Source organism: Terrabacter sp. 2TAF16, assembly GCF_052115065.1.
Lineage (GTDB): Bacteria > Actinomycetota > Actinomycetes > Actinomycetales > Dermatophilaceae > Terrabacter.
In genome coordinates this window covers 251,557-273,009 of record NZ_JBFRFZ010000001.1, presented here as the reverse complement: position 1 = coordinate 273,009, position 21,453 = coordinate 251,557, and the positions used below count along the sequence as shown (strand labels likewise).

22 protein-coding genes are annotated in these 21,453 nt (G+C 72.0%); 14 read left to right on the top strand and 8 right to left on the bottom strand.

All coding sequences use genetic code 11. The features are described 5' to 3' along the window. From AB4Z14_RS01300 to AB4Z14_RS01285, 4 genes are read left to right on the top strand one after another with little or no spacing between them, the layout of a single operon-like run. Positions 1-1,305 carry a SufS family cysteine desulfurase gene (locus AB4Z14_RS01300; RefSeq protein WP_442273577.1) on the top strand — a complete coding sequence of 435 codons (1,305 nt, stop codon included), beginning with the start codon at positions 1-3 and terminating at the stop codon, positions 1,303-1,305. After that, positions 1,305-1,787 (top strand): Fe-S cluster assembly sulfur transfer protein SufU, encoded by a 483-nt coding sequence (sufU, locus tag AB4Z14_RS01295; protein WP_442273576.1) that lies wholly within the window; start codon positions 1,305-1,307, stop codon positions 1,785-1,787. The genes AB4Z14_RS01300 and sufU overlap by 1 nt, the downstream gene beginning before the upstream one ends. Continuing rightward, complete coding sequence (locus AB4Z14_RS01290; protein ID WP_020144129.1) at positions 1,784-2,110, top strand: metal-sulfur cluster assembly factor; 327 nt, start codon at positions 1,784-1,786, stop codon at positions 2,108-2,110. Before sufU ends, AB4Z14_RS01290 begins: the two co-directional genes overlap by 4 nt. A gap of 19 nt (positions 2,111-2,129) precedes the next feature. After that, the gene (locus tag AB4Z14_RS01285) at positions 2,130-2,756 is read left to right on the top strand and encodes an acVLRF1 family peptidyl-tRNA hydrolase (protein WP_442273575.1); all 627 of its coding nucleotides are present in this window, start codon (positions 2,130-2,132) and stop codon (positions 2,754-2,756) included. On the opposite strand, the gene ypfJ is transcribed toward AB4Z14_RS01285, so the two are convergent. Further along, positions 2,749-3,705: a KPN_02809 family neutral zinc metallopeptidase gene (gene ypfJ, locus AB4Z14_RS01280; RefSeq protein WP_056826993.1), complete on the bottom strand. Its 957-nt coding sequence runs from the start codon at positions 3,703-3,705 to the stop codon at positions 2,749-2,751. The genes AB4Z14_RS01285 and ypfJ overlap by 8 nt on opposite strands. A 127-nt stretch (positions 3,706-3,832) precedes the next feature. Further along, positions 3,833-4,816: a helix-turn-helix transcriptional regulator gene (locus AB4Z14_RS01275; RefSeq protein WP_442273574.1), complete on the bottom strand. Its 984-nt coding sequence runs from the start codon at positions 4,814-4,816 to the stop codon at positions 3,833-3,835. Between the two features lie 150 nt (positions 4,817-4,966). Here AB4Z14_RS01275 and AB4Z14_RS01270 point away from each other — a divergent pair, with 150 nt between their 5' ends. Beyond that, positions 4,967-5,725 carry a DinB family protein gene (locus AB4Z14_RS01270; RefSeq protein ID WP_442273573.1) on the top strand — a complete coding sequence of 253 codons (759 nt, stop codon included), beginning with the start codon at positions 4,967-4,969 and terminating at the stop codon, positions 5,723-5,725. A 19-nt stretch (positions 5,726-5,744) separates the two neighbouring features. Here AB4Z14_RS01270 and AB4Z14_RS01265 read toward each other — a convergent pair whose 3' ends face one another. Both AB4Z14_RS01265 and AB4Z14_RS01260 read right to left on the bottom strand, forming a co-directional pair. Beyond that, entirely contained in the window at positions 5,745-6,098 is a 354-nt protein-coding gene (locus AB4Z14_RS01265) for a VOC family protein (RefSeq protein ID WP_442273572.1), read from the bottom strand. Between the two features lie 41 nt (positions 6,099-6,139). Beyond that, on the bottom strand, positions 6,140-6,442 hold the full coding sequence (locus tag AB4Z14_RS01260; protein WP_056776796.1) for a helix-turn-helix domain-containing protein: 303 nt from the start codon (positions 6,440-6,442) through the stop codon (positions 6,140-6,142). Positions 6,443-6,517: 75 nt separating this feature from the next. Here AB4Z14_RS01260 and map point away from each other — a divergent pair, with 75 nt between their 5' ends. Continuing rightward, entirely contained in the window at positions 6,518-7,300 is a 783-nt protein-coding gene (gene map / locus AB4Z14_RS01255) for a type I methionyl aminopeptidase (protein ID WP_442273571.1), read from the top strand. 63 nt (positions 7,301-7,363) lie between these two features. Here the strand turns inward: map and AB4Z14_RS01250 are convergent, their stop codons facing one another. The 4 genes from AB4Z14_RS01250 to AB4Z14_RS01235 form a co-directional block, all read right to left on the bottom strand. Continuing rightward, a complete protein-coding gene (locus tag AB4Z14_RS01250; RefSeq protein ID WP_442273570.1) occupies positions 7,364-8,380 on the bottom strand; it encodes an alanine racemase in 1,017 nt (338 codons plus the stop codon). Positions 8,381-8,386: 6 nt separating this feature from the next. Next, positions 8,387-9,505 (bottom strand): lipid II:glycine glycyltransferase FemX, encoded by a 1,119-nt coding sequence (locus AB4Z14_RS01245; RefSeq protein ID WP_442273569.1) that lies wholly within the window; start codon positions 9,503-9,505, stop codon positions 8,387-8,389. A gap of 110 nt (positions 9,506-9,615) precedes the next feature. Further along, positions 9,616-12,309 carry an MGH1-like glycoside hydrolase domain-containing protein gene (locus tag AB4Z14_RS01240; protein ID WP_442273568.1) on the bottom strand — a complete coding sequence of 898 codons (2,694 nt, stop codon included), beginning with the start codon at positions 12,307-12,309 and terminating at the stop codon, positions 9,616-9,618. 45 nt (positions 12,310-12,354) lie between these two features. Next, positions 12,355-12,870: a winged helix-turn-helix transcriptional regulator gene (locus AB4Z14_RS01235; protein ID WP_442273567.1), complete on the bottom strand. Its 516-nt coding sequence runs from the start codon at positions 12,868-12,870 to the stop codon at positions 12,355-12,357. A 57-nt stretch (positions 12,871-12,927) separates the two neighbouring features. Between AB4Z14_RS01235 and AB4Z14_RS01230 the strand changes: the two genes are divergently transcribed. From AB4Z14_RS01230 to AB4Z14_RS01195, 8 genes are all read left to right on the top strand, one after another. Beyond that, positions 12,928-14,391 (top strand): MFS transporter, encoded by a 1,464-nt coding sequence (locus AB4Z14_RS01230; RefSeq protein ID WP_442273566.1) that lies wholly within the window; start codon positions 12,928-12,930, stop codon positions 14,389-14,391. Positions 14,392-14,433: 42 nt separating this feature from the next. Beyond that, positions 14,434-15,606 (top strand): MerR family transcriptional regulator, encoded by a 1,173-nt coding sequence (locus AB4Z14_RS01225; protein ID WP_442273565.1) that lies wholly within the window; start codon positions 14,434-14,436, stop codon positions 15,604-15,606. Further along, entirely contained in the window at positions 15,603-15,923 is a 321-nt protein-coding gene (locus AB4Z14_RS01220) for a hypothetical protein (RefSeq protein WP_442273564.1), read from the top strand. Before AB4Z14_RS01225 ends, AB4Z14_RS01220 begins: the two co-directional genes overlap by 4 nt. Positions 15,924-15,952: 29 nt before the next feature. Continuing rightward, positions 15,953-17,551, top strand: a complete 1,599-nt coding sequence (locus AB4Z14_RS01215; RefSeq protein ID WP_442273563.1) for an ABC-F family ATP-binding cassette domain-containing protein — start codon at positions 15,953-15,955, stop codon at positions 17,549-17,551. A 45-nt stretch (positions 17,552-17,596) separates the two neighbouring features. After that, positions 17,597-18,310 carry a hypothetical protein gene (locus AB4Z14_RS01210; protein WP_442273562.1) on the top strand — a complete coding sequence of 238 codons (714 nt, stop codon included), beginning with the start codon at positions 17,597-17,599 and terminating at the stop codon, positions 18,308-18,310. A 90-nt stretch (positions 18,311-18,400) separates the two neighbouring features. After that, complete coding sequence (locus AB4Z14_RS01205; RefSeq protein WP_442273561.1) at positions 18,401-18,613, top strand: hypothetical protein; 213 nt, start codon at positions 18,401-18,403, stop codon at positions 18,611-18,613. Positions 18,614-18,653: 40 nt separating this feature from the next. Beyond that, the gene (locus AB4Z14_RS01200; RefSeq protein WP_442273560.1) at positions 18,654-19,427 is read left to right on the top strand and encodes an enoyl-CoA hydratase/isomerase family protein; all 774 of its coding nucleotides are present in this window, start codon (positions 18,654-18,656) and stop codon (positions 19,425-19,427) included. 96 nt (positions 19,428-19,523) lie between these two features. After that, on the top strand, positions 19,524-21,446 hold the full coding sequence (locus AB4Z14_RS01195) for an ABC transporter ATP-binding protein (RefSeq protein ID WP_442273736.1): 1,923 nt from the start codon (positions 19,524-19,526) through the stop codon (positions 21,444-21,446). Positions 21,447-21,453 lie beyond the last annotated feature (7 nt).

Here is a 21,453-nt window from a genome sequence, read left to right as displayed (position 1 = left end):
ATGGTCGACGTCCTGCCCTTCACGGACGGGGAGCTCGCCGCGATCCGCGGCGACTTCCCCATCCTCACGCGCACGGTGCGCGACGGCAGGCCGCTCGTCTACCTCGACTCGGGGGCGACGTCGCACAAGCCGACGCCGGTCCTCGACGCCGAGCGCGCGTTCTACGAGCAGCACAACGCCGCGGTACACCGCGGCGCGCACCAGCTCGCGGAGGAGGCGACCGACGACTTCGAGGCCGCCCGCGCGACCGTCGCGTCGTTCATCGGGGCGCCCGCCGACGAGGTGGTCTTCACGAAGAACGCCACCGAGGCGCTCAACCTCGTCGCGTACGCCTTCTCCAACGCGGCCCCGACCGACGACCCCAAGGACGAGCGGTTCGTGCTCGGTGCCGGTGACGAGATCCTCGTCACCGAGATGGAGCACCACGCCAATCTCGTGCCCTGGCAGGAGCTCGCCCGTCGCACGGGTGCGACCCTGCGCTGGGTCCCGGTGGACACGGACGGCGCACTCGACCTGTCCGGGCTCGACGAGCTGCTCACCGAGCGCACCAAGGTCTTCGCGTTCACGCACGTGTCCAACGTGCTGGGGACGGTCAACCCGGTCGCCGACCTCGCCGCCCGTGCGCACGCCGTGGGGGCGCTCGTCGTCGTCGACGCGTGCCAGTCGGTGCCGCACCTCGCGGTCGACGTGGCCACGCTCGGCGCGGACTTCATCGCCTTCAGCGGCCACAAGATGTACGGCCCGATGGGGGTCGGCGTCCTCTGGGGTCGCGGCGAGCTGCTCGAGGTCATGCCACCGTTCCTCACGGGCGGCTCGATGATCGAGCTCGTCACGATGGAACGGTCGACCTACGCCCCGGCGCCCCAGAAGTTCGAGGCCGGCGTCCCCAACGCCGCCCAGGCGGTCGGGCTCGCGGCCGCCGTCCGGTGGATCGAGGGTCTCGGCATCGACCGCATCCACGCCCACGAGGCCGCTCTCGTCGACCTGCTCCAGCGCGGTCTGTCCGAGCGCCCGTGGGTGCGTGTCGTCGGTCCTGCGGTCGGCACGCCACGCGGCGGTGCCGTCGCGTTCGTCGTCGACGGCGTGCACGCCCACGACGTGGGCCAGGTGCTCGACGACGCCGGCGTGGCCGTACGCGTGGGGCACCACTGCGCGTGGCCGCTGCACCGGGCTCTCGGGGCCACCGCGACCACCCGTGCGTCGTTCGCCGTCCACAACACCGTCGCCGAGGTCGAGGCGCTGCTCGCGGCGCTCGACCGGGTGCCCGTCGTCTTCGGGCTCGACACCGAGAGGGAGGCGAGCTGATGGACCTCTACCAGGAGCTCATCCTCGAGCACTCCAAGCGCCCGCACCACGCGGGCCTGCGCGACCCGTTCGACGCCGAGGTGCACCACATCAACCCGACGTGCGGGGACGAGGTGACCCTTCGGGTCGACGTCTCCGGCACGGGTGCCGAGGCCGTCGTGACCGACGTCTCCTACGAGGCGCAGGGCTGCTCGATCTCCGTCGCGAGCGCATCCGTCCTCGCCGAGGAGGTCATCGGCCACCGCGTCGACGAGGCCCTCGAGACCTTCGAGGCGATGCGCGCCATGCTGACCTCCCGAGGCCACGTAGCCGGTGACGAGACCGTCATCGGTGACGGCGTCGCCTTCGCCGGCGTCTCGAAGTACCCCGCGCGCGTCAAGTGCGCCCTGCTCGGCTGGACCGCTTTCACCGATGCCCTCGCCCGAGCCGGTGTCGACATCTCTTCCACGAGTTCCACCTCCCCCCAAGGAGTTTCGTCATGACCCAGACCACCACCCCGCCGAACGTGGCTGACGTCGAGGAGGCCATGCGCGACGTCGTCGACCCCGAGCTCGGCATCAACGTCGTCGACCTCGGCCTCGTCTACGGCATCACCGTCGACGCCCAGTCGCACGCCGTCATCGACATGACGCTGACGTCTGCCGCGTGCCCCCTCACCGACGTCATCGAGGACCAGACCGCTCAGGCGCTCGAGGGCCTCGTCACCACGCACCGCATCAACTGGGTGTGGATGCCGCCGTGGGGTCCCGACAAGATCACCGAGGACGGCCGCGAGCAGCTGCGCGCCCTCGGCTTCAACCTCTGAGCCAGCAGCACCCGCGCTCGTGACGACGCGCGTCATCGAGGTCGACCCCGGGCGGTTCGACCGCTGGATGACGGGCTTCGCCGAGCGGCACGGCACCTACGACGCCGCCGAGGAGTCCACTCCCGGCGGCGTCGTCGTGTCCGCCCGCGCTGCCGACGGATCCACCGTCGTGGCAACGCCGTTCGCCCACGAGCCCCTCGGTGTCATCCTCGTCAGGCGCGGTGGGTATGCCGTGGGGCTGGCTTCGACCGGTGCCTTCACCGCCTCGAAGGTCGGGACGCGCCACGTGCAGTCACGCACTGCAGCGGGCGGCTGGTCCCAGCAGCGCTTCGCCCGCCGACGGGGGAAGCAGGCCGACGAGCTCGTCGGTGCCGTTGTCGGCCACGCGCGACGGGTGCTCCTCGGGGACGACGAGTCACCGGCGACGGGAGCGGACGGCATACCTCATGCTCTGGTCGTCGGTGGGGACCGCACGCTCGTGCGCGAGGTCCTCGACGCCGGAGCCCTGCGGGCCCTGGCGGGGCTGCCGATGCGGGAGCTCTACGACCTGCCCGACCCGAAGCGCGACGTGCTCGAGACCGCGCTGTGCCGTGGCCGAGCCGTGCGCATCGAGCTGGACGAGGCGCCGCCGGGTGGCGTCAGCTGACGGTGTCGACGCCGAAGGTGTTGCACTGGTTGAGGTCGCCGGTCTGGTAGCCCTGCAGGAACCACTTCTGGCGGGCCTCCGACGAGCCGTGCGTCCAGTTCTCGGGAGTGACGCGACCCTGCATCTTCTTCTGGATGCGGTCGTCTCCGACGGCTGACGCGGCCGAGAGCGCGGACGTGATGTCCTGCTCGGTGATGGGCTTGAGCAGAGGGGTGCCGTCGGCGTCGGTCGTCTCGGTCGCGTGCTTGACCCACGTGCCGGCGAGGCAGTCGGCCATGAGCTCGATGCGGACGGCGCCGGAGTTGGGGCCCTGGGGGTCCTGCTGCGCCCGGTCGAGGATGCCGAGGAGGTCCTGCACGTGGTGGCCGTACTCGTGCGCGATGACGTACTCCTTGGCGAGCTGGCCGCCGTCGGCGCCGAACTTGCTCTGCAGCTCCTCGAAGAAGCTCGCGTCGACGTAGACCTTGGCGTCGAGCGGGCAGTAGAACGGGCCGACCTGCGAGTTGGCGGTGCCGCAGCCCGACGGGGTCTGGCCCTGGTAGATGACGGTCTTCACCGGCTCGTAGTTCATCTGGTACTTCGGCAGCGTCTTGCCCCAGTAGTCCTGGACGCTGTTGACCGTCGCGATGATGAGGCAGACATCGTTCTTGTTGGCGTCGGCGCCGGTCTTGCACTGGGAGAACTCGCCCTGGTCGACCTGGCCCGCGGCCGCGACCTGGCTGCTCTCGAGCTGCTGGGACGGGAGGCCGCCGGCGCCGGTGCCGGAGTCACCGCCGCCACCGAGGATCTTGCCTCCGCCGAAGATGAGCATGAGCACGAGCAGGATGAGGCCGCCGATGCCTCCGCCGACCTGGATGCCGCCGGGGAAGCCTCCGCCTCCGCCGCCACCTCCGCTGCCGCCGCTCTGCACCTGGGAGGTGTCGAGCTGGGCGCTGTCGTTGAAGCTCATCTGCCGCTCCTCGGGTCGGGACCGGGGGCCTCCCCGGTCCGGTCGAGATCACCCTAGTGCGCGGGGACCTGTGGACGTCGGCTGCTGCACAGGCCGCCGTGACGGTGTCGTACCCGCTGGGGCCGGGTCAGCGATCGGCGGGATCATCGCGGCTGGCGTCGACGGCGCCCGCCGACTTCACGAGCCGCTCGGCGAGGTCCTCGGTGGCCTGGACGAGCGCGGGTGACCCGAGCACCTCGAAGGTCAGCGGGGTGACGGCGAGCTGGCGGGCGTACCACTCGGGCTCGTCGGTCGTGGCCCTCAGCCGGACCCCGCCGTCGACCGGCTCGAGACGTCCGAGGCTGCGCGGGATCCATCGCGTGGCCTCGTCGAGGTCGGCCCGGAGGAGGACGTCGACGTCGTGGCGCCAGCCCTGGGAGAGGTGCTCCTCCAGCGTCCGGAGGGCGTCCAGGTCCTCCGGGGGCTCGAAGGCCACCGACGTCGTGAAGACCGACCGGACCCGGTCGACGCGCAGGGCGCGCTGGGCGTCGCTCGTCTGTGACCACCCGAGGAGGTACCACCGGCCGTGACGCAGGACGACGGCCCAGGGGTCGACCTCCATGGGCCGCTCCCGGCCGTCCTCGAGGCGGTAGTCGAGGCGCACCCGACGCGACCTCGTGCACGCCTCGACGAGCTGGGCCGTCACGGCAGGGTCGACGCGCAGGCTCGGGTCCGACGGTGGCCCGGTGACCCGGCGGACCGCCCGCACCGGTTCGGCGACCTGCTGGGGAAGCACGCGCAGGATCTTGGACAGGGCGGCCCCGACGAGCTCGGTCGGGTCAGCGGCGCCGCGATGGCCCTCGAGCACGGCCATGACGAGGCCGAGCGCCTCGGCGGCCGTGAACATCAGTGGGGGCAGACGGAGCCCACGGCCGACCCGGTAGCCGCCGTGCGGGCCGGTGACCGACTCGATGGGCAGGTCGGCCTCGCGGAGGATCGCGACGTAGCGGCGGGCGGCCCGCTCGGAGACCCCGAGGTGGTCGCCGAGCCGCTCCGCCGTGATGCCGGGGCTGTCCTGGATGGCCTCGAGGGCGAGAAGAGCCCGCGCCGTGGGACTCGTGTCGTACCGCACACCTCTCACCTCCCGGACGCCGACCGTCCGGGACGACGATATCGCCCGGCGGCGACGGTCGAGCTTCGTCGACGTGGGTCCGATCCCGACCCGAGCCGCGCTCGATCGGTAGTCTGAGCCGTCCTGCGCGGCGTACGACGAGGAGACGTCATGGCAACCTTCGGCTCGAGCGACGACCTGCAGGGAGCGGAGTTCGTCGACACGGACCTGCGCGGCGCGCGCTTCGTCGGCGCCGACATCTCCGGCGTCGTCATGCGCGGCGTGCAGGCGGAGGGCGTGGAGATCGATGCGCCGTGGCTCTTCGACGGCGAGAACGTCCTGCTCGTCAACGGCGTCGACGTGGTCCCGCTCGTCGATGCCGAGCTCAACCGTCGTTTCCCGGGACGTGCCGACCGGCGGGCGACCGATCCGGAGGGACTCGCCACTGCCTGGGACCGGCTGGAGCGCACCTGGGCCGCCACGCTCGCGCGTGTCGGCACCATGCCGTCCGGCACGGTGGACGTGTCGGTGGCCGGCGAGTGGTCGTTCGCCCAGACGCTGCGGCACCTCGTGCTGGCGACGGACACGTGGCTGCGCAAGGCGATCCTCGGGGAGGAGCAGCCGTACCACCCCTACGGGTTGATCGACGTTGCGACCGCGGACGACGGCTTCGACGTGACGGTGCTCGCGCAGGACGCGCCGTCCTACGACGAGGTCCTCGAGGTGTGGGCAGGCCGCGTCGCGATGGTGCGCGACGTCATCGCGGGCGTCACGCCCGAGCTGCTCGCGTCGGACCGACCGAACCCGCACGACCCCGACCACCCCGAGACGGTGCTCTCGTGCCTGCACACGATCCTCGAGGAGGAGTGGGAGCACCACCGCTACGCCGTGCGCGACCTCGACGTCATCGAGGGGAGCGAGGGCGCCTGACCGGTGGCCGGAGCCGTCGTCAGCTGGGTTGCCACAGCTCGATCCTGTTGCCCTCCGGGTCCGTGACCCAGCCGAACCGCCCGACGCCCGCCAGGTCCTGGCTCTCGGCGTCGACCTCCGCCCCGGCGGCGCGCAGCTGGGCGAGCATGGCGTCCAGGTCGCCGACCCGGACGTTGAGCATCGTCTGCTGGGTGCGGGCGCCGAGGTAGTCCGTGTCGGCCGGGAACGCGGCGAACACGGTCGGCCCGGCCTCCTGCTGCCACAGTCCGTTGGCGTCGAAGTCCAGTCCCAGGACCTCGCGGTACCAGGTGCTGAGGGCCGTGGGGTCCGCAGCCCTGAGGAAGTAGCCGCCGATGCCGAGGACGCGTTCCATGCCCACAGCATGGCAGGGCCGGTGGTCGTCGGCCGGAGGTCCTACGAGGCGATGCGGTCCCGACGGTCGGGACCGGAGCCCCGTGGGGCCGCGCCGGCCTCGGGCGGGCTGATCTCGGCCCACACCGCATCGAGGGACAGGCCGAGGACCTCGGCGATCGCCGCGATCGTCGGGAAGGCCGGGGTGGCCACGCGGCCGGACTCGATCTTGCGAAGGGTCTCTGGGGAGATCCGTGCCTCGAGCGCGGTCTCGAGCATCGTGCGATCCCCGCGGGCCCGACGCAGCAGGGCGCCGAGGCGCTGTCCGCGCTCGACCTCCGCGGGTGTGAGCGGCAACCTGACCATGACCACGATCCTAGACGGGGATAACATGGCCGGGATAGTTATTGGTCACACCGCAGCCGCATCGAAAGGCGCCGCATGATCGAGATCCTCAGCCCCTCCGAGCTGCCCCGCGCGAGGGCCGCGGGAGCTCTCGTCGCCGACATCCTGCAAGACCTGAAGGGCCGCGCTGCCGTGGGCACGAACCTCCTGGACATCGACGGCTGGGCGAAGGCCATGATCCTCGAGGCGGGAGCCGCATCCTGCTACGTCGACTACGCACCGTCCTTCGGACGGGGCCCGTTCGGCCACTACATCTGCACCTCGGTCAACGACGCCGTGCTCCACGGGCTGCCTCACGACCGGTCGCTCGCCGACGGCGACCTGCTGTCGCTCGACCTCGCCGTGAACCTGGGCGGCGTCGTCGCCGACTCCGCGATCAGCTTCGTCGTGGGCGGGTGCCGGCCTCCGGAGAGCGTCGCGATGATCGAGGCCACCGAGCGCGCGCTCGCAGCCGGCATCGCCGCGGCCCGGCCGGGCGCCCGCGTGGGGGACCTCTCGTATGCCATCGGCTCGGTCCTCTCCGACGCGGGCTACCCGATCAACACGCAGTTCGGCGGCCACGGCGTCGGGTCGACGATGCACCAGGACCCGCACGTGTCGAACACCGGGCGGCCGGGCCGCGGCTACACGCTGCGCCCCGGACTCCTGCTCGCCCTCGAGCCCTGGGTCATGGCCGGCACCGCCGAGCTCGTGACCGATGCCGACGGGTGGACGCTCCGGAGCGCCACCGGCAGCCACACGGCCCACAGCGAGCACACGATCGCCATCACGGACGACGGCGCCGAGGTCCTCACCGTCCCGACGACAGCGCGGCCCTAGTTCCGACCCGCCTGGACCCGTGGGCGTCCGAGGGACGTCCCCTCCTGCCGTCGCTGTGCTGTGTCAGGAGACGACGACGGCGTCCGGGGTCGTCGTCGTCAGGCGCATCCGGACCGGGACGACGTCGCCGATCCGTGGGGGAGCGACGCCGGCCGGCAGCACGAGGAGGCTGCACTGCATGTGCGGCGGCTCGGCGAAGCGCGGCATGACGCCCGACACCGTGAAGGGAGACCGCACCCGGTGTGCTGCCTCGAGCACGCCCTCGGTGACGGCGATAGCACGCGACCGTGTCGTGGCGGCCGACGACGGGCTCTCCATGGCGACGCCGTGCGACGTGCCACCGCTGACGACGACGAGGTGGCCCGCGGCGACCGCTCGCTGTCGGTAGCCGACCCGCGTGCCCTTGGTGACGGGGCGCACGTCGAGCACGTGCGCGCGCACCTCGTAGGAGCCCTTGTCGGCGTACCAGAGGTCGGTGCCGATGCGCGGCCGGAACTCGTGCTCGGGGAAACGCGCTGCGAGAGTGGCGAGCTCGGCGGGTGAGACGTGCGACACGAACCACGTGCGCACGCCGGGCACGGCGGCGATGAAGCGCGAGCTCTCCTCGACGTGGCCGGTCCCGAGCGGCAGGTGCAGCGTGACCCCGACCGCGTCGGCGGCGCCGGCCAGACCGGCCACGTCGGCGACGGGCGTGCCGTAGCGGTTCATCGACGTCAGGCCCTCGACCACGACCCGTGCGTCCGAAACCACCTCGCGAAGGCTCCCGAGGTCGGACTCGGTCGTCACGGTGTGCACGACGCGGCGGTTCGCGAGGTCGGGCAGGTCGGCGTGGATAGCCGCACGGTAGGGCTCCATGACGAGCACGTCACCGCCGAACGCGCCCAGCGCAGAAGGCAGCTCGGCGTAGGTGCCGATCGCGACCATCGGCACGCCGAGGCGGGCGGCCTCGGCGCAGAGGAGGTCTCGACCGAAGCCGTAGCCGTTGCCCTTAACGACGGGGACGACGCCGGGGTGCTCGGCGACGAAACGGTCGTGGCCGGCACGCCAGCGCTCACCGTCGACGTGGAGGACGAAGGACACGGCCGATCACCGCCGCTTCATGTAGAGGTCGAAAGCCTTGTAGAGCAAGCGGTTCAGCGGCAGGTCCCACTCGCCGGCCAGCCGCACGGCCTCGCCACCGGTGCCGACCTTGAAGCGGATGAGCCCGATGTGCGGGTTGGCCTCGTCGACCGTGTTCGTGATGCCGCGCAGGTCGTAGACGCCGGCGCCGGCGGCGATCGAGTCCTGCATCATCCGCCACTGGATGGCCGTCGAGCCCTGCAGCTCGCGCCTGGCCGACGTCGACGCGCCGTAGGAGTACCAGGCGTGCTCGCCGACCCGGATGAAGATCGTCGCCGCGAGGACGTCGCCCTCGTGCTCGGCGAGGTAGACGCGGATCCGCTCCGGGTCCTCGGCCGACAGCGCGGCGTACATCTGCTCGAAGTAGGCGAGACCACGCGGCGTGAAACGGTCGCGCTCGGCGGTCTCGACGTAGGTGCGGTGGAACGCCGGCAGGTCGGAGGCGTCCCCGACCCGGACCGTGACGCCGTTCTTCGCGGTCTTCTTGATGTTGCGGCGCCACAGCTGGTTCATACCGGCGAGCACGTCGGCCTCGGTGCGGCCCGCGAGCGGCACCTGGAAGACGTACTCCGGCTGACCGGCGGCGAAGCCGTCGTCGGGGCTGAGGTGGCGGAAGCCCAGCCGCTGCAGCTCGGCGACGACCGCTGTGCCCACCGGCTCGACGACGTCGGGCGTCGCGTCGTCGTAGCGACGGACGGCCGGGTCGCCGATGGCCGCCTTGATCGTGGCCGTGCGCCAGCGGTGCGTCGCCACGGGCGGCCCGAGCCGCAGCGCGAAGGCACCCTTGGCCTTGAGGTGGTCGCGGAGCGCGCGGAGCAGCTCGACGAGACGAGGTGAGGCCCAGTCGATGCACGGCCCCTCGGGCACGTAGGCCAGCGACCGCTTGAGGCGTGGGAGCGAGCGGTGCAGCACGAGCGCGGCGCCGACCATCTCCTCGCCCTCGAACCAGCCGACCGACTCGGCGCGCCACTCCTTCTTGACGTCGGCCCAGGCCGGTGTCTGGAGGAAGCTCGCCGAGGGCTGGGACCGGAGCCAGGCGAGGTGCTGGGCTGCGGAGATGTCACGAACGGAGATGGGCGCGTTCACGCTGGCTCACGCTACCCGAGCGCGGCGGGTCACCCGACACGCCTCGCCCGCCGGACGGCATACGCCCTCTGCGACCCGCCCGGACCGAGCGAGGACGTATGCCGTGTCGCTCAGGCCCAGCCCATGGTGCGCGGGTCGGGGGGCAGCCGCGGGTTGAGCAGGTGCGCGACGAGGGCGGTCCACCCGGTCTGGTGCGTCGCGCCGAGGCCCTCGCCGGTGTCGCCGTCGAAGTACTCCGAGAACGTCGGGTGAGCTGACCACAGCGGGTCCGGCGAGGACTCGATGCGCTTGCCGTCGGAGGGGCGGCGGCCGTCGACGGGGCGGAAGAGCGCCGTCAGGCCGCCGTCGATGACGTCGGCCGCCTCGTCGAGCGTGCGCCAGTCGCCCGAACCGGTCGGGATCTCGATCCGGAAGTCGTCACCGAAGTAGCGGCCGTAGGTGCGCAGCTTGTCGGCGAGTAGGACGTTCGTGGGGAACCAGACCGGCCCGCGCCAGTTGGAGTTGCCGCCGAACATGCCGGTGCGCGACTCGCCCGGCTCGTACTCGATCGAGACGGTCTCGCTGCCGAGCGTCGCCGTCACAGCCTGACGCGTCGCGGCCGACAGCGACCGGATCCCGTAGGGGGACAAGAACTCCTCCGAGTCGAACATCCGCTCGAGGATGCGGCGCAGGCGCTTCGGCGGCACGAGCGTGAGGAGCATCTTGCCGTCCTCGCGGGCGAGCATCGGCTTGACGAGCTCGGGCCGGCGCTGCTGGAGCCACTGGAAGCGGCTCGTCACGTCGGGGCACTCGTCGACGACCCACGAGGGGATCTCCGTCGCACCGAGGATCGGCAGCAGACCGACCATCGAGCGCACCCGCATGTGCGGCGCGCGCCCGTCGGGCTGCACGAGGACGTCGTAGTAGAAGCCGTCCTCCTCGTGCCACAGCGACTTGTCGCTGGACCCGAAGTGCCGCATCGCCTGGGCGATCGAGAGGAAGTGCTCGAGGAACTTCGTCGCGACGTCGTCCCACGCCTTGTCGGTGCGCGCGAGCTCGAGAGCGATCTTGAGCATCTGCTGGCAGTAGAAGGCCATCCAGCTCGTCGCGTCGGACTGCTCGAGGCGGAAGCCCGGCGGCAGGGGAGCGGAGCGGTTGAACAGGCCGATGTTGTCCATCCCGAGGAATCCGCCCTCGAAGAGGTTGGAGCCGTTGGCGTCCTTGCGGTTGACCCACCACGCGAAGTTGAGCAGCAGCTTGGTGAAGACGCGGACGAGGAACTCGCGGTCGCGGTAGCCGTCGATGCGGTAGACGTGCCAGGCCGCCCACGCGTGGACGGGCGGGTTGACGTCGCCGAACTCCCACTCGTACGCCGGGAGCTGGCCGTTGGGGTGCATGGCCCACTCGCGGCACATGAGGAGCAGCTGCTCCTTGGCGAACTCCGGGTCGACGTGGGCGAGCGGGATCGTGTGGAACGCGAGGTCCCACGCGGCGAACCACGGGTACTCCCACTCGTCGGGCATCGAGATGACGTCGGCGAGGGCGAGGTGCTTCCAGTGCTCGTTGCGGCCCTTCCTGCGCGACTCGGCCACCGCCGGGCCGACGGGGTCGCCGTCGACCCACTGGCGCACGTCGTAGCGGTAGAGCTGCTTGCCCCAGAGGAGGCCGGCGTAGGCCCGGCGCGCGACGTGGCGGTCGGCCTCGGCGAGGGAGGCGTCGATGACGTGCCCGTAGAACTCGTCGGCCTCGGCCGACCGGGAGCCGAGCACCTCCTCGAACGGTTCGCCGAACCACTCGAGCCCGGGGTCGCCGGTCGCGAGGCGCAGGTCGACCGTGACGGTCTCACCCGGCTCGACGGCGTCGAACCGGTACCAGAACGAGCACTTGCTGCCGTAGCCGTCGGGGTTGACGGCCTGGGTGCGGCCGTGGACGACCCGCTCGTTGATCGAGTCCTTCGGGTAGGGCGAGTGGTTCGCGAGCGCCTGGTCGCCGAAGACGTGCCGCGCGTTCGTCTCGTTGTCGCAGAAGAGCGTCGTGGGGGAGCCGGACGCGGCAAGGACGTAGCGGCCGAGGAAGCCGTGCGTCACCTCGGCGGCGCGGTAGCCACGCGTCGGGCGTCCGTTGCGGCGGATCTCGCGCAGCTCGGTGACGCGGTCGTCGACGCCCCAGGACCAGGTGTTGCGCAGCCAGATCGTCGGCAGCACGTGGAGCGGCGCGGCAGCCGGCCCGTGGTTGGTCGCCGAGATCCGGATGCACATGTCGTCGGGCCCAGCCTTGGCATACGTCATCGTCACGTCGAAGAACTCGTGGTCGTCGAGGATGCCGGTGTCGCCGAGCTCGAACTCCCTTTCGTCGCGGGTGCGCTCGCGGTTCTCGCGCCGCAGCTGCTCGTAGGGGAACTCGGCCTGCGGGTAGCGGTAGAGCCACTGCATCCACGAGTGCGTGGGGGTGCCGTCGAGGGCCCACCAGTACTCCTTGGCGTCCTCGCCGTGGTTGCCCTCCTCGTTCGTCAGGCCGAAGAGGCGCTCCTTGAGGATCGGGTCCTTGCCGTTCCACAGGGCGACGGAGACGTTGAGGAAGCCGAAGCGGTCGCTGATGCCGCCCAGCCCGTCCTCGCCCCAGCGGTAGGCGCGCGACACGGCCTGGTCGAAGGGGAACTCCGACCACGCGTTGCCCTCGGCCGAGTAGTCCTCGCGGACCGTGCCCCACTGCCGGCCGGAGAGGTAGGGGCCCCAGAGGCGCCACGGGGCGTCGTGGCCGGGGGAGTCGATGAGCCGCGCGTGCTCCGCACTGAGCGGTTCACCCGGGGGCAGGGGGCTGTTCATGGGGAACATCGTGCTGCATCGATGTGTCTCCCGCGTTACGCCCCCTCACTCGCGCAGCGGCGCCAGCAGGCGGTGGGGCTCCCGGAGCCTCGCGGACAGCGGGTTGGCGGGCGGGTCCGTGCCGGCTCCCGGTCCGGGCCGGGTCTCGAGCTCGGCCGCGGGCGGTGTCGCTCCGCACACGGGGCAGCGCCCGGACACGTCGACGTCGGCGTCGCAGGACACGTGGCGGAAGAGCCGCCGCGGCCCCCGCGTGGACGTCGTGGCGTCCCCCCAGCGCATGAGGGCGTGGACGGCCGGCCAGAGCGCCTCGCCGGAGGGGGTGAGGACGTATGAGTCGTGTCCGCCGTGCATCCGGCGCTCGAGGACGCCGGCCTCGACGAGCGATCCGAGCCGTTGGGTGAGGACCGCCTTGGAGATGTCGAGGCGGCGCCGGAAGTCGCTGAATCGGGTGACGCCGAGGAAGGCGTCGCGCACGAGCAGCAGCGACCACCGCTCGCCGACGACCTCGAGTGCCTTGGCGAGCGAGCAGTCCTGTCCGCTGTAGTCCGTTCCGAGCGCCATGGAATGAAGGTACGCCGTGGTCTGTTCAACAGACCAACCGAGACCACGGAGGACGTCATGAGCCGCACCCGGCAGGTAGCACCCGGTACGACGACGCGCGGGGCGAACGCTCCCCGAACCGGAGAGCAGGCCCGGCGCGCGCTCGCCGTGGCCGCGGTGGGCACCGTCCTGGCCCTCGTCGCCTTCACGGCCCCTCTGGCCACGGTCGGCTCGGTCACCGCGGCGCTCGGGTCGGACGTCGCCGGACGCACGTGGATCCTCAGCTCGATGGGCATCGGGCTCGGGGCGGCACTGCTGACGGCAGGGACCCTGGCCGACGACCGCGGTCGGCGTCGCGTCCTCTTGGGCGGCCTGGTCGTCCTTGCCGCATCGAGCCTCGCCGCCGCCCTCGCCGGAGGCACGCTCGTGTTCGTCCTCGCCCGGGTCGGCCAGGGCATCGGCGCCGCGGCGGTCATCGCGGCGAGCCTGGGCCTCGTCGCCCACTGGTTCGAGCCCGGGCCGGCCCGGGCGGCCGCGAGCGGGGTGTGGGGTGCGAGTGTCGGAGGCGGCATCGCCCTCGGCCCGCTCGTCGCGAGCGCCTTCGACCGCTGGGCGTCGTGGCGCGACACGTACGTCGTCCTCGCCGTGGCGGCCCTCGTGCTGTCCGTGGTCGCACGACGCCGGCTGGACGAGACCCGGTCGCACGAACGTCGACCGCTCGACGCGTGGGGTGCGACGCTTCTCGCCGTTGCGACCACGGGCTTCCTCGCGGCGCTCGTCGAAGGGCGCAGCGGGTGGGGCCGGCCGGAGGTCCTGGTCCTGCTCGGTCTGGGCGCGGCCTCGGCTGCCGCGTTCGTGGTGGCCGAGCGGCGCACGTCCTTCCCGATGGTCGACCCGTCCCTCTTCCGTGACGGCCGGTTCGTCGCCGCGAGTGCGGCTGCGCTCGCGACCGGTGCCGGCGCGATCGGGCTGCTGTCGTTCCTCCCCGGCTTCCTCGCCCTGGCTCTCGGTCTGCCCCCGACGACCTCCGCCGTGCTCTTCCTCGCCTGGTCCGGGACGAGCGTCGTGTTCGCCCTCGTGGCCCGGCGGCTGCCGGCCGGGTGGTCCGGCAGGGCGCAGCTGGCGGGTGGGCTGGTCGTCGTGGCCGCAGGTCAGCTCGCGCTGTCGGGGATCACGCCCGGGTCCTCCTGGGCCCGGTTCCTGCCCGGGCTGCTCGTCGCCGGGGTGGGTAGTGGGGTCCTCAACGCCGCTCTCGGGCGTGAGGCCGTCGCGAGCGTGCCGCCGGGGCGGGGCGGGATGGGTAGCGGCGCGAACAACACGGCCCGCTACCTCGGCTCGTCCATCGGGGTCACGGTGGTCGCCGTCGTCGTCGCGGCGCACGCGGGGACCGGCTCGGGGGTGTCCGGGCTCGTGGCCGGTTGGAACGTCGCGGCCTGGGTGACCGCCGGCATCTCGCTCGTCGGGGCCGTCGTCGTGGGGGCCACGTCGGTGACGGATCGACGACGGACCGTCGCGGACGCCGTCGCCGACCCGACCCACTGACCGCTTGACCTTCGACCCGGTCGAGGGCCCAGTCTTCTCGTCATGCCCGCCGAGCCCGAGCCCGCTGCCGTCGACGACCGCCTCCTGACGATCGGGGAGGTCGCCCGTCGGAGTGGCCTCACCGCCAGCGCGCTGCGCTTCTACGACCGGGAGGGAGTCCTCGTCCCGGCCGACGTGGACGCCCTGACGGGCTACCGGAGGTATGCCGTCGCTCAGGTCCGCGCCGCCCGTCTCCTCGCGTCGCTGCGCCGGGTCGGTATGCCGCTCGCCGAGGTCGCGCTCGTGCTCGACGAGGACGCGCGGGGTGCGTCCGGAGCTGCCGCGGACGTCGTCGTCGCCCACGAGCAGCGCCTCGTCGACGGGTTGGCGGATGCCCGGCGCGAGATCGTGCGCACCCTGGCCCTCCTCGCCGAGCGCGACCACCCGGGCTCGGAGGCCTGTCGGGTCACGGTCCGTGCCGGTGATCTTGCCGCAGCCCTGGGCGCGGTCCGGTTCGCCGTGGCGCCGGGGGAGCCGGTTGCGGGCGCCCCCGACGGGGTTGACCTGCGCGTCCTGACGGGGATCCTCGTCGAGGTGTGCGGCGCCGAGGTGCGGTGCGTCGCCACCGACCGCTACCGCCTCGCCGTCGGGTGCGCTCCCGTCGTCGTCCCATCGACGGCCTCGCCGGACAACCCGGTGGCCGCCGTCGTCCCGCTCGGCTGGGCCGACCGGGTCGCCGCGAGGTGCGGCGGCATCGACGCGGACTCCGCCGTCGAGCTCGAAGTGCGCCCGGGGCGGGTGGGCGTGCTCGTCGACGGTGAGCTGGTCGCGACCCCGGTGGTCCCCGGCTCGTTCCCCGACTACCGCAGCATCGTGGCCACCGCGCCGGGTCGGGATGCCGTCGACGCCGACGGCCTGCAGGCTCGCTTGCCGGTGGAGGCGCAGACGGTCGGCCTCGTCGTGCGTGACGGCTCGGTCCACGTGGCCGAGCCGCGTGGTGCCGGTGCCGGTGACGCAGCCGTCGTCGTCGATCCCGAGTTCCTCCACGAGGCGCTCGCCGTCGCGGGCGCCCGGCCGACGCTCGTGCTCGACGGTCCGCACCGCCCCCTGGCGATCCGCGGTGACGGGGCGGGCTTCTCCGTCCTCATGCCCGTCGCGCCCATGGTTCGTGGTGACGGCGTCACGGACGTGCCTGACGCGATCACCTCGAACGGAGAGGGTGCCGACCCGGCATGAGCGTCCTCGTCCACCTGTGCCGCGGCTGCGGCCACCAGCAGGCGTGGCACGAGTCCGGCAACGGCGGCTACACGCCGTGCCGGTGCTGCCGTGCCGGTTCGGCCGACCCCGACCCGACCCCGACGCTGCTGCCGACCGTCACCTCGCCCGGCGGCGGACGCGAGCAGCTCTGGGAGCCCGGCACCCAGCGGAACGTCGGCACGATGCACGCCTCCCGTACGTGCGACTGTGCTGCGTGCCACGAGGTCGCCGCACGGATAACGCGTCGAGAGCACCCCCTCGCGGCTCCTAGACTGGAGGGGTTGTCCGGCCGCTGACGTAGTGCGGCACCGATAGGAGGAATGCCGTGATCGTCGCCACCGGGATCGAGCTGCGCGCCGGGGCGCGCCTGCTCGTCGAGGACGCCAGCTTCAGGATCGACGCGGGCGACCGCATCGGCCTCGTCGGACGCAACGGGGCCGGCAAGACCACCCTGACCAAGGTGCTCGCCGGGGAGGGCCAGCCGGCCGCGGGCACGGTGACCCGAACGGGCGCCGTCGGCTACCTGCCGCAGGACCCCCGCACCGGCGACCTCGAGATGCTCGCCCGCGACCGCATCCTCTCCGCCCGCGGCCTGGACGCCATCGTGCGCCAGCGGTCCGAGGCCGAGGCGCGGATGGGCAGTGACGACGAGAAGGTTCGCGACAAGGCGATGCGGGCCTACACCCGACTCGAGGTGGAGTTCGAGGCCCAGGGCGGGTATGCCGCCGAGTCCGAGGCCGCGTCCATCGCCAGCGCCCTCAACCTCGAGGAGCGCATCCTCGGCCAACCGCTCGGAACCCTCTCGGGTGGCCAGCGTCGCCGCGTCGAGCTGTCGCGGATCCTCTTCTCCGGCAACGAGACCCTGCTCCTCGACGAGCCGACGAACCACCTCGACGCCGACTCGATCATCTGGCTGAGGGAGTATCTCCGTGCCTACAAGGGCGGGCTCATCATCATCAGCCACGACGCCGAGATGCTCGACGCCGTCGTCAACAAGGTCTACCACCTCGACGCGAACCGCTCCGCACTCGACGTCTACAACGTCAGCTGGAAGACCTACCTCCAGGCACGCGAGACGGATGAGAAGCGCCGCCGCCGCGAGCTGCAGAACGCCCAGAAGAAGGCCGGCGCCCTCATGGCGCAGGCCGACAAGATGCGCGCCAAGGCCACCAAGGCGACGGCGGCCCAGAACATGGCCAAGCGCGCCGAGCGACTCCTCGCCGGCGTCGAGGGCGAGCGGGTCCAGGACAAGGTGGCCAAGCTCCGCTTCCCCAAGCCGGCCGCTTGCGGCAAGACCCCCCTGCGCGCGTCGGGGCTCTCCCGCTCGTACGGCTCGCTGGAGGTCTTCACCGACGTCGACCTCGCCATCGACCGCGGCAGCAAGGTCGTGGTGCTCGGCCTCAACGGTGCCGGCAAGACGACGCTGCTGCGGATGCTCGCCGGCGTCGACACCCCCGACACCGGGGAGGTCGAGCCCGGTCACGGGCTGCGCCTCGGCTACTACGCCCAGGAGCACGAGAACCTCGACGTCGGTCGCACGGTCCTCGAGAACATGAAGTCGGCCGCGCCGGAGCTCGGCGAGACCGAGGTGCGCAAGGTGCTCGGCTCCTTCCTCTTCTCGGGCGACGACGTCCACAAGCCCGCGGGCGTGCTCTCGGGCGGCGAGAAGACGCGTCTGTCGCTCGCCCTGCTCGTCGTCTCCGCGGCCAACGTGCTGCTCCTCGACGAGCCCACGAACAACCTCGACCCGGCGTCGCGGGCCGAGATCCTCGGGGCCCTGTCGACCTTCGAGGGTGCCGTCGTGCTCGTCACCCACGACGAGGGGGCCGTCGAGGCACTCGAGCCCGAGCGCATCCTGCTGCTGCCCGACGGCGTCGAGGACCTCTGGGGACCGGACTACCGCGACCTCATCTCGCTCGCCTGAGCCTGTCGGCACCCGTCGCGAGGCTCCACTGGCTACGTTGGCGCCATGACATCGAGCGCGGGGCGACGACGGCGCCGTGAGCCACGCTCGAGCGCCGGCGAGAACCGCCTGTGGCCGGCGCTCGCGGTCGTCGTGGCAGCGCTGGCGTATGCCGTGCTGCCGGAGAGCCTTCTCGTCGGCCCACGGTTGGCCATCCCCGCCCTCGAGCTCGTGCTGCTCGGCGCGCTCGTCGTGACGAACCCGCGCCGACTGGTCCGTCAGACGCGCTGGTCCCGCGTCGTCTCCATCGCCCTCGCGTGCGTGGTCATCGCGACGAACCTCTTCGCGCTCGGCATGCTCGTGCGAAGCCTCACCTCGTCCGAGCCGGGCGGCATGCCCTTGCTGCTGGCCGGCATGCAGGTGTGGCTGACCAACGTCATCGGCTTCGGCCTGCTCTTCTGGGAGATCGACCGTGGGGGACCGGTCGCGCGGCACACGGTCGTGCGCGACCGGCTCCCGCCGGCCGACTGGCGCTTCTCGCAGGACGAGAACCAGGACGCGATCACCGAGGTCGCCGCGACCTCGAGCGCCCGGAGCAACTGGCGGCCGGAGTTCGTCGACTACCTCTACGTGTCCCTGACGAACTCGAGCGCGTTCAGCCCCACCGACACGATGCCGCTGTCGGCGCGGGCCAAGGCCCTCATGGGTCTCGAGGCGACGGCCGCGCTGCTCACGTCCTTGCTCGTCGTCGCCCGAGCGGTGGGCTCCCTGGGACAGTGAGCCCGCCCGACGGCATACATAAGCAAATAGTTGGGCTCACATAATGGACGGTTATTGTATCTGAGTGGGTCGATCGGGACACTGTGTCCCATGCCCACCGACCACCACCTCACCTGCCCGTACTGCTCGGGCGAGGACCTGACGCCGTTCCCGGACCCCACCTCCGCGTGGTCGTGCCTGGACTGTGCGCGCGTCTTCCGGGTCGAGCTGGTCCAGCCTGCGTCCGTGACCGGATGGGGCGTCCTGCGCGTCGTCCCGCCTGCGACGGTCGGTCGCGCGGTCGTTCCGGCGGTGGCGGCCTGAGCCCGACGGCCTCGCCGTGACCCACGGGTAGCCTGCGTCCATGACGCATCCGCACCTCGTTGTCGAGACCGACGGACCTGTCCGCACCTTCACGCTCGACCACCCGGAGAAGCGCAACGCGCAGACCCCGTCGCTGTGGGCGGCGCTCGCCGACGAGGCGCGGTCGGTCCCCGAGGACGTACGCGTCGTCGTCCTCCGCGGGGCCGGTGACGCCTTCTCCGCCGGCATCGACACCGCCATGTTCACCCCGGAGGGTGTGCCCGGGGAGGAGAGCGTGGCCCAGCTCGCCGCGGGAGGCCCGGAGGCGGTCCAGCGTGGGATCGCGGCCTATCAGGAGGGCTTCACCGCGTGGGCGGAGTGCCCGGCCGTCGTCGTGGCGCAGGTGCACGGCTACGCGATCGGCGCAGGCTTCCAGCTCGCGCTCGCGGCCGACCTGCGCGTCGCGGCGCTCGACGCGTGGTTCGCCATGCGCGAGACGAGCCTCGGTCTGGTGCCCGACCTCGGCGGCACCGGGCCGCTCGTCCACCTCGTCGGCTACGCCCGGGCGCTCGATATCTGTGCGACGGGACGCCGGGTGTCTGCGCCCGAGGCGCTCAGCATCGGCCTCGTCGGGTCGCTCGCTCCCGCCGACGATCTCGAGGAGGCCACGGCCTCGCTCGTCGAGGCGCTGCTCGCAGCGCCGGCACCCGCGCTGCGAGCGCTCAAGCCGCTGCTGCGGGGCGCGATGGACGGAGACCGCGACGGGCAGCTCGCCCGCGAGCGGGAGGCCCAGACGGGGCTGCTCCAGGCGCTGCTCGGCGGTTTCGGCGCCTGAGTCGCGCCCCAGCCCCGGCTGATCCCCGCCCCAGGGGAATCGCTGTCGGTCCCTCGGGGTTGGATCAAGGGACTGAAGGAGGTCTGTGCCGTGGGCATGCAGCCGTGGATGGCGATGCGATCGATGTCGCGCGACTCGTCGGTGGCCGAGCGGAGCCTGTCGCCGGGCACCCGCCGCCGCGTCCTGACGTATGCCGCGCCGTACCGTCGGGCGATCATCGCCTTCCTCGCGGTCGTCGTCGTCGACTCGGTGCTCGTGGTCACGGTGCCGCTCCTGATCAAGAGCCTCGTCGACGACGGAGTCATCCCCAAGGACTCGTCCGTCGTCGTCCGGCTCTCCCTCATCGTCGCGGTGATCGCCATCGCGGACGCCGTGCTGACGGTCATCTCGCGGTGGTACTCCTCGCGCATCGGTGAGGGTCTGATCAACGACCTCCGCACCCAGGTCTTCGCACACGTGCTGCGCCAGCCGATCGCCTTCTTCACCCGCGCGCAGACAGGCTCACTGGTCTCCCGCCTCAACAACGACGTCGTCGGCGCGCAGCAGGCGTTCACGTCCGTGCTGTCCAACGTCGTCTCCAACATCGTGTCGGTGGCGCTCGTCATCGCGGCGATGCTCGCCCTGTCGTGGCAGCTGACGCTGGGCTCGCTGCTGCTCGTGCCGCTCTTCCTCATCCCGGCCAAGCTCATGGGCCAGCGGCTCGCGAGCCTTGCGCACCGCCAGATGACGCTCAACGCCGACATGGGCACGCGGATGACCGAGCGCTTCAACGTCGCCGGTGCCCTGCTCGTCAAGCTCTTCGGCAATCCCGCCCGTGAGGGGGCCGAGTACGCCGAGCGCGCCGGCCGGGTCCGCGACATCGGCATCCAGATCGCGCTCAACCGCACGATCTTCATGGCCGCCCTCACCCTCGTCGCGGCGCTGGCGACCGCGATGATCTACGGCTTCGGCGGCGTCATGGCCGTCAACGGCACGCTCTCCGTCGGCACGCTGCTGGCCCTGGCCGCGCTGCTCGCCCGCCTCTACGGCCCGCTCACGTCGCTGTCCAACGTCCGGGTCGACATCATGACGGCACTCATCTCCTTCGAGCGCGTCTTCGAGGTGCTCGACCTCGAGCCGCTCGTCAAGGAGCGGCCCGGTGCCGTCGACCTGCCCAGCGGACCCCTCGGGGTCGAGCTCGACCACGTCGCGTTCCGCTACCCGTCCGCCGACGAGGTGTCGCTCGCCTCCCTCGAGTCCGTGGCCTCGGGTGACCGCCGCGGCAGCGGCGTCGTGCTCCACGACGTCACCGTCTCGGCTCCCTCCGGCCACCTCGTCGCGCTCGTCGGACCCTCGGGTGCCGGCAAGACGACCCTGACGTCGCTCGTGTCCCGGCTCTACGACCCGAGCGAGGGCGTCGTGCGCATCGGTGGCGTCGACCTGCGCGACGTCACGATGACCTCGCTGCGCGACCGCGTCGGGGTCGTGACCCAGGAGGCCCACCTCTTCCACGACACGATCCGGGCCAACCTGCTCTACGCCCGGCCCGACGCCACCGACGACGAGATCCACGCGGCCCTCCGGGCCGCCCAGATCAGCGACCTCGTCGCGGAGCTCCCGGAGGGTCTCGACACCGTCGTCGGCGACCGCGGCCACCGGCTCAGCGGCGGCGAGAAGCAGCGGCTCGCCATCGCGCGCCTGCTGCTCAAGGCGCCCGACGTCGTCGTGCTCGACGAGGCGACGGCCCACCTCGACTCCGAGTCGGAGGTCGCGGTGCAGCGGGCGCTCGACGCGGCCCTCGAGGGGCGCACCTCGATCGTCATCGCCCACCGGCTGTCGACGATCCGCCAGGCCGACCTCATCGTCGTGCTCGATCACGGCCGCGTCGTCGAGACCGGCCGGCACTCCGAGCTGCTCGCGGCGGGTGGCCTGTACGCCGACCTCCACGCGACGCAGTTCGACGACCAGACCGTCGAGCGGCCCGGGCGAGCCGAGCGTGAGCTCACGGCGCTGGAGCGCGACGCGCTCGACCACGTCTGAGCACTGC

Coding starts and splice junctions, on each gene's coding strand:
- AB4Z14_RS01260 (WP_056776796.1), bottom strand. CDS start 6,442: ATGGTCAGGTTGCCGCTCACACCCGCGGAGGTCGAGCGCGGACAGCGC.
- AB4Z14_RS01240 (WP_442273568.1), bottom strand. CDS start 12,309: ATGAACAGCCCCCTGCCCCCGGGTGAACCGCTCAGTGCGGAGCACGCG.
- sufU (WP_442273576.1), top strand. CDS start 1,305: ATGGACCTCTACCAGGAGCTCATCCTCGAGCACTCCAAGCGCCCGCAC.
- AB4Z14_RS01230 (WP_442273566.1), top strand. CDS start 12,928: ATGAGCCGCACCCGGCAGGTAGCACCCGGTACGACGACGCGCGGGGCG.
- AB4Z14_RS01300 (WP_442273577.1), top strand. CDS start 1: ATGGTCGACGTCCTGCCCTTCACGGACGGGGAGCTCGCCGCGATCCGC.
- AB4Z14_RS01210 (WP_442273562.1), top strand. CDS start 17,597: ATGACATCGAGCGCGGGGCGACGACGGCGCCGTGAGCCACGCTCGAGC.
- AB4Z14_RS01205 (WP_442273561.1), top strand. CDS start 18,401: ATGCCCACCGACCACCACCTCACCTGCCCGTACTGCTCGGGCGAGGAC.
- ypfJ (WP_056826993.1), bottom strand. CDS start 3,705: ATGAGCTTCAACGACAGCGCCCAGCTCGACACCTCCCAGGTGCAGAGC.
- AB4Z14_RS01220 (WP_442273564.1), top strand. CDS start 15,603: ATGAGCGTCCTCGTCCACCTGTGCCGCGGCTGCGGCCACCAGCAGGCG.
- AB4Z14_RS01195 (WP_442273736.1), top strand. CDS start 19,524: ATGCAGCCGTGGATGGCGATGCGATCGATGTCGCGCGACTCGTCGGTG.
- AB4Z14_RS01265 (WP_442273572.1), bottom strand. CDS start 6,098: ATGGAACGCGTCCTCGGCATCGGCGGCTACTTCCTCAGGGCTGCGGAC.
- AB4Z14_RS01225 (WP_442273565.1), top strand. CDS start 14,434: ATGCCCGCCGAGCCCGAGCCCGCTGCCGTCGACGACCGCCTCCTGACG.
- AB4Z14_RS01290 (WP_020144129.1), top strand. CDS start 1,784: ATGACCCAGACCACCACCCCGCCGAACGTGGCTGACGTCGAGGAGGCC.
- AB4Z14_RS01200 (WP_442273560.1), top strand. CDS start 18,654: ATGACGCATCCGCACCTCGTTGTCGAGACCGACGGACCTGTCCGCACC.
- map (WP_442273571.1), top strand. CDS start 6,518: ATGATCGAGATCCTCAGCCCCTCCGAGCTGCCCCGCGCGAGGGCCGCG.
- AB4Z14_RS01270 (WP_442273573.1), top strand. CDS start 4,967: ATGGCAACCTTCGGCTCGAGCGACGACCTGCAGGGAGCGGAGTTCGTC.
- AB4Z14_RS01235 (WP_442273567.1), bottom strand. CDS start 12,870: ATGGCGCTCGGAACGGACTACAGCGGACAGGACTGCTCGCTCGCCAAG.